Origin of the sequence: Actinomadura sp. BRA 177 (assembly GCF_013372625.1) — a bacterium.
Taxonomy (GTDB): Bacteria; Actinomycetota; Actinomycetes; order Streptosporangiales; family Streptosporangiaceae; genus Spirillospora.
The window spans coordinates 1-13,781 of record NZ_JABXFD010000329.1; the positions used below are offsets into that span (position 1 = coordinate 1).

At 71.2% G+C, this 13,781-nt stretch carries 15 protein-coding genes; 4 read left to right on the plus strand and 11 right to left on the minus strand.

Annotation, left to right across the window (positions count from 1 at the left end; translation table 11 throughout):
* Positions 1-48: 48 nt before the first annotated feature.
* Positions 49-339 (minus strand): hypothetical protein, encoded by a 291-nt coding sequence (locus tag HUX53_RS17225; RefSeq protein WP_255205345.1) that lies wholly within the window; start codon positions 337-339, stop codon positions 49-51.
* On the minus strand, positions 336-992 hold the full coding sequence (locus HUX53_RS17230; RefSeq protein ID WP_176404222.1) for a response regulator transcription factor: 657 nt from the start codon (positions 990-992) through the stop codon (positions 336-338). The genes HUX53_RS17225 and HUX53_RS17230 overlap by 4 nt, the downstream gene beginning before the upstream one ends.
* Positions 993-1,173: 181 nt before the next feature.
* Here HUX53_RS17230 and HUX53_RS17235 point away from each other — a divergent pair, with 181 nt between their 5' ends.
* On the plus strand, positions 1,174-2,124 hold the full coding sequence (locus tag HUX53_RS17235; protein WP_176404223.1) for a phosphoribulokinase: 951 nt from the start codon (positions 1,174-1,176) through the stop codon (positions 2,122-2,124).
* A gap of 115 nt (positions 2,125-2,239) precedes the next feature.
* On the opposite strand, the gene HUX53_RS17240 is transcribed toward HUX53_RS17235, so the two are convergent.
* From HUX53_RS17240 to HUX53_RS17265, 6 genes are all read right to left on the minus strand, one after another.
* Positions 2,240-3,298, minus strand: coding sequence for a two pore domain potassium channel family protein (locus HUX53_RS17240; protein WP_176404224.1), 1,059 nt, complete (start codon positions 3,296-3,298; stop codon positions 2,240-2,242).
* Positions 3,299-3,359: 61 nt separating this feature from the next.
* Complete coding sequence (locus HUX53_RS17245; protein ID WP_176404225.1) at positions 3,360-3,728, minus strand: hypothetical protein; 369 nt, start codon at positions 3,726-3,728, stop codon at positions 3,360-3,362.
* A gap of 68 nt (positions 3,729-3,796) precedes the next feature.
* Positions 3,797-4,255 (minus strand): peroxiredoxin, encoded by a 459-nt coding sequence (locus HUX53_RS17250; protein WP_309237287.1) that lies wholly within the window; start codon positions 4,253-4,255, stop codon positions 3,797-3,799.
* Positions 4,256-4,331: 76 nt separating this feature from the next.
* Positions 4,332-4,760, minus strand: a complete 429-nt coding sequence (locus tag HUX53_RS17255; protein WP_176404226.1) for a DUF3052 domain-containing protein — start codon at positions 4,758-4,760, stop codon at positions 4,332-4,334.
* 230 nt (positions 4,761-4,990) lie between these two features.
* On the minus strand, positions 4,991-5,398 hold the full coding sequence (locus tag HUX53_RS17260; RefSeq protein ID WP_176404227.1) for a secondary thiamine-phosphate synthase enzyme YjbQ: 408 nt from the start codon (positions 5,396-5,398) through the stop codon (positions 4,991-4,993).
* Positions 5,399-5,472: 74 nt separating this feature from the next.
* Positions 5,473-5,670, minus strand: coding sequence for a DUF1918 domain-containing protein (locus HUX53_RS17265; RefSeq protein WP_176404228.1), 198 nt, complete (start codon positions 5,668-5,670; stop codon positions 5,473-5,475).
* A 318-nt stretch (positions 5,671-5,988) separates the two neighbouring features.
* Here HUX53_RS17265 and aceE point away from each other — a divergent pair, with 318 nt between their 5' ends.
* Entirely contained in the window at positions 5,989-8,751 is a 2,763-nt protein-coding gene (aceE, locus tag HUX53_RS17270; protein WP_176404229.1) for a pyruvate dehydrogenase (acetyl-transferring), homodimeric type, read from the plus strand.
* A gap of 163 nt (positions 8,752-8,914) precedes the next feature.
* Here aceE and HUX53_RS17275 read toward each other — a convergent pair whose 3' ends face one another.
* From HUX53_RS17275 to HUX53_RS17285, 3 genes are all read right to left on the minus strand, one after another.
* Positions 8,915-9,289 (minus strand): VOC family protein, encoded by a 375-nt coding sequence (locus HUX53_RS17275; RefSeq protein WP_176404230.1) that lies wholly within the window; start codon positions 9,287-9,289, stop codon positions 8,915-8,917.
* 137 nt (positions 9,290-9,426) lie between these two features.
* Positions 9,427-10,134 (minus strand): YafY family protein, encoded by a 708-nt coding sequence (locus HUX53_RS17280; RefSeq protein WP_176404231.1) that lies wholly within the window; start codon positions 10,132-10,134, stop codon positions 9,427-9,429.
* Between the two features lie 213 nt (positions 10,135-10,347).
* Positions 10,348-11,298, minus strand: coding sequence for an alpha/beta fold hydrolase (locus tag HUX53_RS17285; RefSeq protein WP_176404232.1), 951 nt, complete (start codon positions 11,296-11,298; stop codon positions 10,348-10,350).
* A gap of 173 nt (positions 11,299-11,471) precedes the next feature.
* Here HUX53_RS17285 and HUX53_RS17290 point away from each other — a divergent pair, with 173 nt between their 5' ends.
* Together HUX53_RS17290 and HUX53_RS17295 are read left to right on the plus strand one after the other, a co-directional pair.
* A complete protein-coding gene (locus HUX53_RS17290; RefSeq protein WP_176404233.1) occupies positions 11,472-12,260 on the plus strand; it encodes a 3-hydroxybutyrate dehydrogenase in 789 nt (262 codons plus the stop codon).
* A gap of 11 nt (positions 12,261-12,271) precedes the next feature.
* Positions 12,272-13,781, plus strand: a 1,510-nt coding sequence (locus HUX53_RS17295; RefSeq protein ID WP_255205346.1) for a GAF domain-containing protein, incomplete at its 3' end; no start/stop codon positions are given.

Genomic DNA, 13,781 nt, shown 5'->3' on the forward strand with positions numbered 1-13,781 from the left:
GTGGTACGCGGCGCGCTGTGTGCTACACGTGCCGCTTCGTCGGCAGCGTCAGAGGGGTATAAGGGACAGGTCCGGGTGCGGGCGGGCCCGGCCGTGCGCGGCGACCCAGCCGGCGTCGCCCTCCCCCAGCGGGACGGGCGGCCCCGACCATTCGAGGGCGCGCTCCTCCTCGTCCAGGACGTAGACGTCGCAGAACGTCAGCGCCCGCGCGGACCGGACGACGAGGCAGGCCAGCTCGTCCGCCATCCGCGGCAGCTCGCGGTCGGAGCACGCCACGGCCACGACGCGTACGAGCAGGTCCTCCCCGCGACCGGCAAGCAGCTCCAGCGGGGACGTCACCGGAACAGGCCCTCGCGGAGCGCGACCGCGATCGCCGCCGACCGGTCGGTCACCTCCAGCTTGCGGTACAGCGCGCGCAGGTGGCTCTTCACGGTCTCCTCGCTCAGCACGAGCCGCGCCGCGATCGCCTTGTTCGACAGGCCGCCGACCAGCAGCGACAGCACCTCGCTCTCGCGCTGCGTCAGGCCCCGGTTGGCGCCCGGCCAGAACTCGCCGCGGGTCAGCCGGGCGGCGGTGACGGCCATCCGCCCGGCGAGCGTCGGGTCGACGACCGTCTCGCCGCGCGCGACCTCCTCCAGCCGCCGGACGAGCTCGGGGCCGTCCACCCGCTTGAGGAGGTAGCCGCCGGCCCCCGCCCGCAGCGCCTCGAAGACGTACTGCTCGTCGTCGTAGACCGACAGGAACACCACCCGCGCCTCCGGGACGCGCCCGGTGATCAGCCGGCACAGGTCGAGGCCGCTCTCCGGGCCGAGCCGGACGTCCAGCAGGACGACGTCGGGCCGCAGCGCCGTCACCAGCCGGGTCGCCTCGTCCCCCGTCCCCGCCTGCCCGACGACGCGCACCCGCCCGGCGAACCCGGCCAGCATCGCCTGCAGCCCGGCGAGGATCATCTCGTGGTCGTCGACGAGAACGACGCGTACGGGGACACTCATTCCGGCACGATAACAACCGGAAGCTACTCATCAGTAGCCCCGGTGCGGAGGCGACCTCCGGTGATTCACACCCGCTCTCCCCCGATTGGGGGACGAGCCCGCCCGCGCACCCCCGTACTCTCCTGTACGAAAATTGAATTCCGCAGGACGGAGGAGCCAGGTGCCCCATCGCATCGTGCATATGCTCCGGGCGCGCGGGGCGGGCCGCCGCCCCGTCATGCTCGCGATCGCAGGTGACAGCGCCGCGGGCAAGACGACGCTGACCAGGGGGCTTGTGCAGTGCCTGGGGGCCGACCGGATGACCGCGGTGTGCGTGGACGACTACCACCGCTACGACCGCGCCGAACGGGCCGGCAAGCCGTTCACGGCACTGCACCCCGAGTGCAACCACGTCGACATCATGGAGCAGCACCTCCAGCTGCTGTCGATGGGCGAGCCGATCCTGAAGCCCGTCTACGACCACGCGACCGGCGAGCTCGTCCGGCCGGAACTGGTCGAGCCCCGCGACTTCGTGATCGTCGAGGGCCTGCTGCCGCTGCACACCCGGATGGCGCGGGCCTGCTTCGACATCACCGTCTACCTCGACCCGCCCGAGCCGCTGCGCCACTCCTGGAAGGTGCGCCGCGACTGCGACAAGCGCGGCTACAGCCCCGAGCAGGTCATGGCGGAACTGGCCCGCCGCGAGCCGGAGAGCGCCGCCTACATCCGCCCGCAGCGCAAGCACGCCGACATCGTCGTCCGCTTCGCGCCGGTCGCGGGCCGCCTCGACCCGCCCGGCACGCCGCTGTCCGCCGAGCTGCTGCTGCGCCCCACCATCGACCACCCGGAGCTGGCGGACGTCCTGGACGGCGGGCCGGGCGACACGGAAACCGCCCTGCACCTGCGGCTGCACCGCGACACCGACGGCCGTCCCGTCGACGCCCTGCACGTCCACGGATACGTGTCACCAGACGAATCGCAGGTCGTCAAGAAGGCCATCTGGGAGCGCCTCGGCCCGCACGCCGGCGCCACCCTCCCCGACCCGGGCGCGCTCGGCAGCCTGGGCGACACCGGCACCAGCGACCCCCTCGCGATCACCCAGCTCCTCCTGCTCTACCACCTGCTCGACGCCGACCACCGGCAGGCGGCGTAAGGCTCCGCATGCGCGCGGGGAGGCCCCGGGGCTTCGGACCTGTGCCCCGGGCCGCGCGCAGGCGGCCGCCGGGAGGGCGCCCAAGCGGGCGCGCCGGCGCCCTCCCGGCAACTTGTCAGATGTCCTCCCAGGGGATGATCGGGCGCTTGCGCGCGACCACGGCCAGCGACTGGCCGCCCGAGATCCTCTCGTCCGGTGCGGAGGCCAGCCGGAACTGGGCGTTGGGACGGTGCGACTCGCCGACCGCGAGCAGCGTGCTCCCCCGGCGCAGCAGGAACATCGCCACGTCGACGCGGGACCACTCCCCGGCGCCCGCGGGAACGTCCACACGGTAGAGGGCGCCGTCGGTGTCCAGCGTGCTGGCGAGGTTGTGGTAGATCGCGGCGACCCCGGGGTTGCGGACCACCGCGGCCACCACCGCCGGATCGTCGACGTCGACCGCCTCTATGTCCGGACTGACCAGGTTCAGCGCCTCGGTGATCTCGGCGCGGCTGCCGCCGTCGTGCAGCCCCGCCAGCAGATGGACGGGCGGCTCGCCGTTCCGCCGCAGATAGGCGGACACGCCGAGCATCACCCGGACCGTCTCGTCGTCGGAACGCCCCACGATGAGAGCGGTCCGTGCATGCTCCAGGCACGCGCGCTCGTAGGCGGTGTCGTCGTTGGCGACCACGTCGTAGAGGTCGGGGTCGGGGTTCTCACCCGTCAACTCCCCCGGCCAGAACACCGCGACGACGGGCGTCTTCACGAACTCACGGTCGGCTCGCAGTTGGGCGATGATGCCCCGTAGTGCGTCGCGGTCGTAGCCGATGACCACGACGTGATCCCGCTTGTGCAAGTGCGCCAGGCCGTTGGCCTTCATCACTCTGCCCTTCCCCATCCAGAGCGTCAGCTCGGCGAACATCACGAGCCCCGCGGTGAGCCCGGCCACGATGATGATCACGCCGCCGATCCGGCCGCCGGTCGTGGCCGGGGACAGGTCCCCGTAGCCGGTCGTGGTGCCGCTGACGATGAAGTACCAGACGTAGCCGACCGGATCCTTGATCTCGGCGCCGGGCTCCTCGAACACCGCGATCAGCAGCCACCCCGCCAGGAAGGCCGCGGCGAGCACCAGCGCGGGCACCCGCCAGGACCGTCCCGTGATCCGGTTGACCAGGCGCAGCAGCACGATCGGCATTCGCGCAGCGTTGCAGCGGACAAATCACCACGTCAAGCCGGGAAACCCCGGAAATCGGCGGTCAGCGGGCCGGACCGCGCTTCAGGACGCGGGACAGGGCCGCCGCCACCTCCTCCGACAGCCCCCCGTCGGACGGCCGGTCCGCGCCGGACGGCCGCTCGGCGCCGGAGTGCACGAGATCACCCGGACCGGGCTCGTCCCGGACGGCGTCGCGGGTGTGCCCGCAGTCGCGGCACTCGACCTCGCCGAGCCGGCACACCAGGGCGGCCGAGCCGCAGACCGCGCAGTGGTCCAGGGCGTCCGCCCAGTCGGCGGCCGCCCGGCAGCCGGGGCAGATCAGAACCTGGTGGTCCGCCCGGACCCCGCGCTTCCACGGGCTCGCGCCCCGCACGGGATCGGTCTGCCGCGCCCCGCAGCGGAAGCAGGGCATCACACCTCCAGAGGTGCGGGGACCGGTTCCGGCCATCCCTCCCGGCGGCCGGAACCGGTCCGTTTCGCTCAGAGCCCGGCGAGCGCCTCGCGGTACTCGTCGATGTCGCGTGCGTCCGGGATCGCGTTCACGACCCTCCACCGGACCACGCCCTCGGTGTCGATGACGAAGGTGCCGCGCAGCGCCAGCCCCTTCGCCTCGTCGAAAACGCCGTATCGCTGCGCCGTCCCGCCGTGCGGCCAGAAGTCCGACAGCAGGGGGAACCAGAACTTCTCCTGATCGGACCAGGCCCGCAGCGCGAACATCGAGTCGACCGAGACGGCGAGCAGCAGCACATCGTCGCCCGCGTCCCGGAACCCGTCCCGCAGCTTGGTCAGTTCGCCCGTGCACACACCGCTGAAGGCCAGCGGATAGAACACGAGGACGACCTTCTTCTCGCCGCGGAGATCCGACAGCCGCACCGGGGTGCCGTGCTGGTCCCGCAGCTCGAAGTCCGGTGCCTCGTCGCCCACGTTGACGCGGTCCACGTTGACACCGTCCACATCGGCGCCGTCCACACTGACGTCGCCCGCGTTGCCGGCCAAGTCGCCTACCGTCCCCCGGCTACCCGCGGACCTTGGGCGCGACCAGCCGGGTGCCGGACCACTCCTTGGCGGCGCTGACACTGCTGGTCTGCGAGAGGCCGGCGGTCTGCGCGGCCTCGCCGATGTCGCTCGGCTCCACGTGCCCGTCCCGGCCCGCCTTCGGCGTCAGCAGCCAGATGTTGCCGCCGCCGGTGAGCGGGATCATCGCGTCGGTGAGGCCCTCGAACAGGTCGCCGTCCTCCTCGCGCCACCACAGCAGCACGATGTCGACCACGTCCTCGTAGTCCTCGTCGACCAGTTCGTTCCCCGTGAGTTCCTCGACGGATCGACGAAGCTCCTCGTCGACGTCGTCGTCGAAGCCGATCTCCTGCACCACCTGGCCCGCCTTCAGGCCGAGCCGTTCGGCCAGGCTGCGCTCAGACTGCGCCTGACCCGCGGTCGCGCTCACGAAAGTCCTCCCATTGTCGTCAGTCCGCACGGTGCCGTGCACTTCGTTCCCAGCCCCCCGGGATGGGCGGCCCGCCCGCACCTGTGCGGTGTTTGCGGGACAGTCCACACAAGTAAGGGCCTGTAGCGCAAGTGTCTTCCGGGCTTTTTGCCGCCCTCATTGGCCGGATTTCTCGTTCAACCCTGCCCGATGCGGGGGTTCGACCCCCCGCAATCCCCGGTTCGCCGCGCTCATCCTTGGAGGAACGACAACCGAACCTGGCGGTCGGGGTTGTCCACGTTGAGGTCGACGAGGGCGACCGACTGCCATGTTCCGAGGGCGAGCCGTCCGTCCACGACGGGCAGTGTCGCGTACGGCGGGACGAGGGCGGGCAGCACGTGCGAGCGCCCGTGGCCTTTGGATCCGTGCGCGTGCCGCCAGCGGTCGTCCGCCGGCAGCAGGTCACGCAGCGCGGCCAGCAGGTCGTCGTCGCTACCTGACCCCAGCTCGATGATCGCCACGCCGGCGGTGGCGTGCGGGACGAAGACGTGCAGCAGCCCGTCGCCGCCCGCCGACGCGGCGAACCGTTCGCAGTCGGCCGTGATGTCGTGCACGGCCTCACTCGTACCGGTGGCCACCCGGACCACGGTGTTCTCCATGGTCCCGTGTCTACCCGATCCGCGGCGGCGGACGCACCCCCGCCCGCACGGATCTCACCGGCCGCGCGGCGCTGTCAGTGCGAGATCTGCTCCCGGGACTCGATGACGGCGTCCGGCCCCGGGTAGACGAGCGTCTCGTGGCCGTCGTCGAAGCTGACCAGGTACGGCGGGCCGCCGTCCCGTCCCCGTACTTCGATGATCTCGCCGGTGCGGTCCGGCTGTCCCACGACGTTGCCATGGACGTGCAGCCGGTCTCCGATCTGTCCGTTCATCACTTCTCCCAAGCTCGTTCGTCCGCCACCGGGACGGACCGTGCCGGGCATGCGGCGGGTCGTCGCCCCCAGCCTCATACGTTCCCCGGACCCCGCCGGGGGCAATCCCCCGCGAGGCGGGAAAAGGCCGCGTCAGCGGGCCGGTACCCCGGTTGACCGGGGACGATGGTTACCGGTTGGTAGAGATGCGTTAGCCGTCATAAACGGCGACGATGGGATCACCAGACGAGCGACCGAACAGTCTGCCGGGGACCGGTGGCCTCCCGCGCGGCGGCCACGGGTCTCACCAGCAAAGACGGTAAGGACAGAGGGGACCCCGTGGCTTCCGGACGTCAACGCTTCTCGATCATCAGCGACGGCCTGCCGAGCCAGCTGCCCGACATCAACCCGGACGAAACCCGGGAGTGGCTGGAATCGCTGGACACGGTCATCAAGACCGAAGGCCGCGGCAGGGCGCGGTACGTCATGCTCCGCCTCCTGGAGCGGGCCCGCGAGCTGCAGGTCGGCGTGCCCGGCCTGCGCAGCACCGACTTCATCAACACGATCCCGCCGGAGCACGAACCCTGGTTCCCCGGCGACGAGCACGTGGAACGGCGCATCCGCGCCTACATCCGGTGGAACGCCGCGATCATGGTGTCGCGCGCCAACCGTCCCGAACTGGGCGTCGGCGGGCACATCGCCACCTACGCCTCGGCCGCGTCGCTGTACGAGGTCGGCTTCAACCACTTCTTCCGCGGCAAGGACCACGGCGAGTCCGGTGACCAGGTGTTCATCCAGGGGCACGCGGCGCCCGGCATCTACGCCCGCGCCTTCCTGGAGGGACGCCTCCCCGAGGAGAAGCTGGACGGGTTCCGGCAGGAGAAGTCGCACCCCGGCGGCGGCCTGTCGTCCTACCCGCACCCGCGGCTCATGCCCGACTTCTGGGAGTTCCCCACGGTCTCCATGGGGCTGACCGCGATCAACTCGGTGTACCAGGCGCGGTTCAACCGCTACCTGTACAACCGCAAGATCAAGGACACGTCCCGCTCGCACGTGTGGGCGTTCCTCGGCGACGGCGAGATGGGCGAGCCCGAGTCGCTCGGCGCGATCGGCCTCGCCGCCCGCGAGGAGCTCGACAACCTCACCTTCGTCGTCAACTGCAACCTGCAGCAGCTGGACGGCCCGGTGCGCGGCAACGGCAAGATCATCCAGGAGCTGGAGTCGTTCTTCCGCGGCGCCGGCTGGAACGTGATCAAGGTCATCTGGGGCCGCGACTGGGACCCGCTGCTCGCCCAGGACGTCGACGGCGTGCTCGTCAACCAGATGAACACGACCCCGGACGGCCAGTTCCAGACGTTCTCCGTGGAGTCGGGCGAGTACATCCGGGAGAAGTTCTTCGGCGCCGACCCGCGGCTGCGCAAGATCGTCCAGCACCTGCCGGACGACGACCTGCGCAAACTGTCGCGCGGCGGGCACGACTACCGCAAGGTGTACGCGGCGTTCAAGGCGGCCCGCGAGCACGTCGGGCAGCCGACCGTGATCCTCGCGCACACCATCAAGGGCTGGACACTCGGCTCCGACTTCGAGGCCCGCAACGCCACCCACCAGATGAAGAAGCTCACCAAGGCCGAGCTGAAGGAGTTCCGGGACCGGCTCTACCTGGACATCCCCGACTCGGCGCTGGAGCAGCCGCTGCCGCCCTACTACCACCCGGGCGAGGACTCCGACGAGATCCAGTACATGCGCGAGCGCCGCGCCGCGCTCGGCGGGTTCCTGCCCCGCCGGACCGTGCGGGCCAAGCCGCTCAAGCTGCCCGGCGACCCCGTCTACAGCGAGATGAAGAAGGGCTCCGGCAAGCAGAACGTCGCCACCACCATGGCGTTCGTCCGGCTGCTCAAGGACCTGATCAAGGACGAGAACATCGGCGCCCGGTTCGTCCCGATCGCCCCGGACGAGTACCGCACGTTCGGGATGGACTCGCTGTTCCCCACGTCCAAGATCTACTCCCCGCACGGGCAGACCTACGACGCGGTGGACCGCAAGCTCCTCCTCTCCTACAAGGAGGCCGAAAGCGGCCAGATGCTGCACGAGGGCATCAGCGAGGCCGGCTCGATGGCGTCCGCGATCGCGGCGGGCACGACGTACGCCACGCACGGCGAGCACATGATCCCGGTGTACATCTTCTACTCGATATTCGGGTTCCAGCGGACCGGCGACCAGATGTGGGCGCTCGGCGACCAGATGGGCCGCGGATTCCTCCTGGGCGCCACCGCCGGACGCACCACGCTCACCGGTGAGGGCCTGCAGCACGCCGACGGCCACTCCCCCCTGCTCGCGGCGTCCAACCCGGCCTGTGTCCACTACGACCCGACATGGGGCTTCGAACTCGGCCACATCGTGCGGGACGCCCTGCGCCGCATGTACGGGACGCCCGGCGAGGACGTCTTCTACTACCTCACCGTCTACAACGAGCCCTACCAGCAGCCCGCCGAACCCGAGAACCTCGACGTAGACGGCCTGCTCAAGGGCTTGTACCGCTACCAGGAGGCAGAGCCCGCCGCCGACGCGCCGCGCGCACAGATCCTCGCATCGGGCGTCGGCGGCCGATGGGCGCTCGAAGCCCAGCGCCTCCTAGCCGCAGACTGGGGCGTCGCCGCGGACGTCTGGTCGGCGACCTCGTGGAACGAACTGGCCCGCGAGGCCCGCGCGTGCGACGAGTGGAACCTGCTGAACCCCGACGCCGAGCAGCGCGTCCCGTACGTCACCCGGACGCTCGACAACGTCGCCGGCCCGATCGTCGCGGTATCGGACTTCACCCGAGCCGTACCCGACCAGATCGCCCCCTGGGTGCACACGGACTTCACCTCGCTCGGCACCGACGGCTTCGGCTTCTCCGACACCCGAGCCGCCGCCCGCCGCTTCTTCCACGTGGACGCGGCGTCGATCGTCCTGGCGGTCCTCACCCGCCTGGCCCGCCACGGCGAGGTAAAGCCGGAGACCCTCTCCCAGGGGATCGACCGCTACCGCCTGAACGCCGAAGTCAGCGACGTCTTCGCAGGCGGCGTGGGCAGCGCCGAAAGCAACACGGGCGGCGACGCGTAACCAGGCCATTGCGGTGGTGTAGGCCGCAATGACCGGAAGGGCCCCGAGACTTACCTCGGGGCCCTTCCCGCTTCCAGGCCGATTCCAGTTTCTGAGTCAGTGCGCGGCCAACCACCGTGAACCGGCAGGCCCCCGAGCACTCCGGGTCCTGCCGGTTCACGATTCAGGCGGACGGGGGTGTGAAGACGCCGAAGCGGTTGCCGGTGGGGTCTTGCAGGTGAGCGAACTTCAGCCCGCTCGACGCGGTCAGACTGGGCACGATGACCTTGCCGCCGTGCTCCTCGGCCTGCGCGCAGGCGGCGTCGACGTCCTGGACGAGCACGAAGAACAGGGCGTGGTTCTCGGACGGATCCGAGGTGTGCGAGATGCCGCCGCTCGGGGCGTCGGCGCCCGGGTAGCTGATGAGGTCGTAGCCGTTGTCGTCCGGGTCGAGCGCGAACTTCCAGCCGAACATGTCGCCGTAGAAGCGGCGGGCCTCGTCCGGCGCGTCGGCGCCGACCTGGAACCACGTCACGGTGTTGAACGCGGGAACACTCATCGATTTCCTCCTTCGAACGCTGTGAACACCAGCGTCCTGGAGCACTCCGACAACCCCCTGTCGGTGTTTTCGAACAGATTCCACAAGGCGACCTGAGCCGGTGGTGACCTCGTCAGGGGTGGGGTCCGTGCCGAAGGTCAGACGAATTCCAGGGGGCGGACGACGTAGTCGGACGGGATGTCGTCGTGCATGCTCTCGGTGGAGCGGTCGGGGGCGGTCTCCTCCAGGAGGGCGGCGCGGCGGACGCGGTCGGTGCGGAAGATGCGGCAGCCGCCCCGCATCCGGCACCAGGCGGTCAGGTACCAGCCCTTGTCGGACGCGGTGAACGTGACCGGCTCGACGTCGCGCTCCGTCTCGGTGCCCGTCCGGTCGACGTAGGTGAGGCGGACCACCCGGCGGATCAGGACGGCCTCCTCCAGCACGGCCGGCACGGACGCCGCGTCGTCGTTCCCGGCGGGGGCCAGGAAGCGGATGCGGGCGGCCAACTCGCGGGCCGAGGCGCCGTCGTCAGCCGACATCGCGGCGACGATCTTGTGGAGGGCGGTGCGAGCTGAGCGGGAGTACGGCGAGCCGCCCGCCCGGGACAGGGTGATCGCGACGGCGACCGCCTCCGCGGGGGTGAAGTTCAGCGGCGGCAGCGTCCGGCTCTTGTCGAGGGTGTAGCCGCCGCCCCGGCCCACGTCCGCGAAGATCGGCACGCCGGCCTGCTGGAGCGCGCCGATGTCGCGCTCGATCGTCCGGACGCTCACCTCGTACCGCGCGGCCAGTTCCCGCGCGGCGAGGCGGCGCGGCGCGCAGGCGCGCAACTCCTCCACCAGGGCGTACAGACGGTCGGTGCGGTTCACACCGCGACCCTAGGCGGCACCTCCGACATTGTCCGTCCGGGCAGAAACGCCGAACGCCGGCAGCCCGGCGCTCGGCCGCCGGGCGCGCTCGGTGATCTTCGCGCCGCCTCCCGTCCATCAGTGACCGGTCCTGGAGTTAGGACTCGCGCAGCCAATCCATGATCGGAGTCATGCAGGCCATGCGGCCTGGTGGCGCCGCAGCGCCGGGGCAGGTCAGAGGGCGCGGAGGAATGTGAGGATCGCGTTGTTGACCTCGGTGGGGCGTTCCTGCTGGGTCCAGTGGCCGCATCCGGACAGCCAGACGGTGTCGCGGAGGTTCGGCACGAAGTCGGTCATGGAGTCGATCGCGTCGCGGGCGCCGACGGCGACGAGGTCGCGGTCGCCGGCGATGCAGAGCGCGGGCGGGCCGATGTGGGCGCGGTGCCAGGCGGCGGTGAGTTCCCAGTTGCGGTCCAGGTTGCGGTACCAGTTGACCGGGCCGGTGAAGCCGCTGTCGGCGTACTCCTCGACGTAGGTCGCGATGTCGGCGTCGGTGAGCCAGGCGGGCAGTTTCTCCGGTTCGGGGAGCGTGTCGAGGAATCCGCCGCCCTCGGGGGCGATCAGGGGCGGGCAGGGGCCGTCGCCCGAGACGCCGTAGAACATGCGGCGGAAGGTGGCGGCGCGGTCGCGGTCGAGTTCGGTCTCCGGCGCGTCCGGCTCCTGGAAGCGCACCATGTAGAAGCCTTCGCCGAACAGGCGGCGCATCGACTCCACCGGGGGCCTGCTGGAACGCGGACGGTGCGGGACCGACAGGCCGATCACGCCGCGCACCTTGTCCGGACGCATCTGCGCGGCGGCCCACGCGACGGGCGCGCCCCAGTCGTGGCCGGCGACGACGGCGCGGTCCGCGCCGAGCGCGTCGATGAGCCCGATCGCGTCCCCGGCCAGGTGCAGGATCGTGTACTGGCCGGCCTCCGAAGGGCCGCCGGTGCGGGCGTAGCCGCGCTGGTCGGGGGCGACGGCGTGGAAGCCCGCGTCGGCGAGCGCGGTGAGCTGGTGGCGCCAGGAGTACCAGCATTCCGGGAAGCCGTGCAGGAGCAGGACGAGCGGCCCCTCGCCCGCCTCGGCGACGTGCATGCGCAGGCCGCTCTCCGACTGGGCGAAGCGATGCGTGATGTCGGTCATCGATACCCCTCGCGGTGGGCTGGACCGTGCGGGCACAACGCTAGCCCTGCCGACACTGGTTCGGTCAGTTGCATGGCCGGAAAGGTGCGGTGCCGTCCGGCCATACCGTCCGGCCAGAGATTGTGTGTTCGGGACACATGGGAGGACGGGAGTGCGCTCCGTAGGTTCTGCGCATGACGAGCGTGACACCGCGGCCGTCCGCGGGGACTTCGGGGACGCTGGATCTGTCGGCCCGGCGCGCCCTGGTCACCGGCGGCGCGGGCGGCATCGGCCGGGCCTGCGCGCGGCGGCTGGCGGCGGCCGGCGCCGAGGTGGTGGTGGCCGACCTGGACGGGGAGGCGGCGGAGCGGACGGCGGCCGAGTTCGGCGGCGTCCCGCTGCTCGCCGACCTGACGGACGTGGACGCGCTCGGCGGGCTGGCGGACGGCGTCGACATCCTGGTCAACAACGCGGGCATCCAGCATGTGGCGCCCGTCCACGAGTTCCCGCCGGACATGTTCGCGCGGATCCTGCGGCTGATGGTGGAGGCGCCGTTCCGGCTGGTGCGGGACGCGCTGCCCGGCATGTACGAGCGGGGTTGGGGACGCATCGTCAACATCTCGTCCGTGCATGGATTGCGAGCGTCGCCGTTCAAGTCGGCCTATGTGACGGCCAAGCACGGGCTTGAGGGGTTGTCCAAGGTCGTTGCGTTGGAGGGCGCCTCGCACGGCGTGACGTCCAATTGCGTTAATCCCGCCTATGTACGGACGCCGCTGGTGGAGCGACAGATAGCCGACCAGGCGCGCGCGCACAGCATGCCTGAAAGCGAGGTCGTCGAGCGGGTGATGCTCGACCACGCGGCCTTGAAGCGGCTGATCGAGCCGGACGAGGTGGCCGAACTGGTCGGCTACCTGTGCTCGCCCGCGGCCTCGATGGTGACCGGCGCGTCCCTCGCGCTCGACGGCGGCTGGACGGCCCATTGACAATGGCCCGTATGTCCTGCGGCGTCTTCCTCGAACTGCTGGCCCGAGAGGCCTCCCCCGTCGAGTTCGAGGGTCCCCTCGTCCAGGCGCGGGCGGACGGCGCGCCGCCCGCCGTGCTGGAGGAGCTGGAGGCGGCCAAGCTGGCCGCGCTCCGGGTCCGGATGATCATGCGGCGGCACGCCCGGCGGGAGGCGGAGCTGGCGGCGCTGTTCGACACCGCCGGCGACCTCGCCGGGCTGCGCGACCTCGACGCGGTGCTGGAGGCGATCACCCGCCGCGCCCGGCGGCTGCTGAACGCCGATATCGCCTACCTGACGCTGAACGACGACGAGCGCGGCGACACCTACATGCGGGTGACGGACGGGTCGGTGTCGGCGGCGTTCCGGCGGCTGCGGCTGCCGATGGGAACCGGCCTCGTCGGCCTCGTCGCGCAGACCGCGATGCCCTACAACAGCGACCACTACCTGGGGGACGCGCAGTTCGAGCACCGCGGGTTCATCGACGACGCGGTCACCGAGGAAGGCCTCGTCGCCATCCTCGGCGTACCGATGCGGTTGGGCAGCCGCGTCATCGGCGTGCTGACCGCCGCGAACCGGAGTGAGCGTCCGTTCGACCAGGAAGAGGTCGCGCTCCTGGGATCGCTGGCCGCGCACGCCGCGATCGCGATCGACAACGCGCGTCTCTTGGAAGAGACCCGTACGGCGTTGGACGAGCTGAGCGCCGCCAACGAGGAGGTCAAGGCGCGTAGCGCGGCCGTAGAGCGGGCGGCGCGCGCGCACGACCGGATGACGGCCGTCGTTGTCCGCGGTGGTGGAGTGGAGGACGTCGGTGCGGTCGTGACCGAGTTGCTCGGCGGCACCCTGCACGTCCTAGACGCGGACGGCCGGCAGCTGGCGACAACGGGCGTCGTGTCGGATGCCCTAAGCAACGATGAGCTGGCCGGAGTGTCGACCTCGGCGCACTCCGCGCGCGCGCAGGGACGCACGGTCAGGCGCGGCGATATGTGGATCGCATCGGTGTCGACCGGCGACGAGATGCTCGGGACGCTGGTCCTGCGCACATCCGACGAGGTGGACGACGCCGACCAGCGCATCCTGGAACGCGCCGCGCTCGTCACCGCGCTGCTGCTGCTGTTCCAGCGGAGCGTCACCGAGGCGGAGGGCCGGGTGCGCGGCGAACTGCTGGACGACCTGCTGTCCGGCCGCCAGACGGGTGTGGAGGCGCTGACGGCCCGCGCCCGGCGCGTGAACGTCGATCTGAACGCGCCGCACGTCCTGCTGTGCGCGAAGTACGAGTCCCGCGAGCACCGGCAGCGGGCGGCGTTCTGGGCGTCGTCCTATGCGGCCGTGGAACGCGGGCTCGCCGCCGACCGCGCGGAGGAGATCGTGCTGCTGCTGCCGGGCGACCGCCCGGGTGACGCGGCACGCCGGGTGGCGAAGGAGCTGGGCGTGTCCCTGGGCGGGCCCGCGACGGTCGGCGCGGCCCGCCCAGGGACGCGCCTAGCCCCCGAGGACGAGGGCC

Bases quoted from the DNA above. Each gene is read 5' to 3' on its own strand.
- HUX53_RS17230 (WP_176404222.1), bottom strand. From the start codon at position 992: ATGAGTGTCCCCGTACGCGTCGTTCTCGTCGACGACCACGAGATGATC.
- HUX53_RS17240 (WP_176404224.1), bottom strand. From the start codon at position 3,298: ATGCCGATCGTGCTGCTGCGCCTGGTCAACCGGATCACGGGACGGTCC.
- HUX53_RS17245 (WP_176404225.1), bottom strand. From the start codon at position 3,728: ATGCCCTGCTTCCGCTGCGGGGCGCGGCAGACCGATCCCGTGCGGGGC.
- HUX53_RS17265 (WP_176404228.1), bottom strand. From the start codon at position 5,670: ATGAACGGACAGATCGGAGACCGGCTGCACGTCCATGGCAACGTCGTG.
- HUX53_RS17275 (WP_176404230.1), bottom strand. From the start codon at position 9,289: ATGAGTGTTCCCGCGTTCAACACCGTGACGTGGTTCCAGGTCGGCGCC.
- HUX53_RS17260 (WP_176404227.1), bottom strand. From the start codon at position 5,398: ATGGAGAACACCGTGGTCCGGGTGGCCACCGGTACGAGTGAGGCCGTG.
- HUX53_RS17285 (WP_176404232.1), bottom strand. From the start codon at position 11,298: ATGACCGACATCACGCATCGCTTCGCCCAGTCGGAGAGCGGCCTGCGC.
- HUX53_RS17290 (WP_176404233.1), top strand. From the start codon at position 11,472: ATGACGAGCGTGACACCGCGGCCGTCCGCGGGGACTTCGGGGACGCTG.
- HUX53_RS17235 (WP_176404223.1), top strand. From the start codon at position 1,174: ATGCTCCGGGCGCGCGGGGCGGGCCGCCGCCCCGTCATGCTCGCGATC.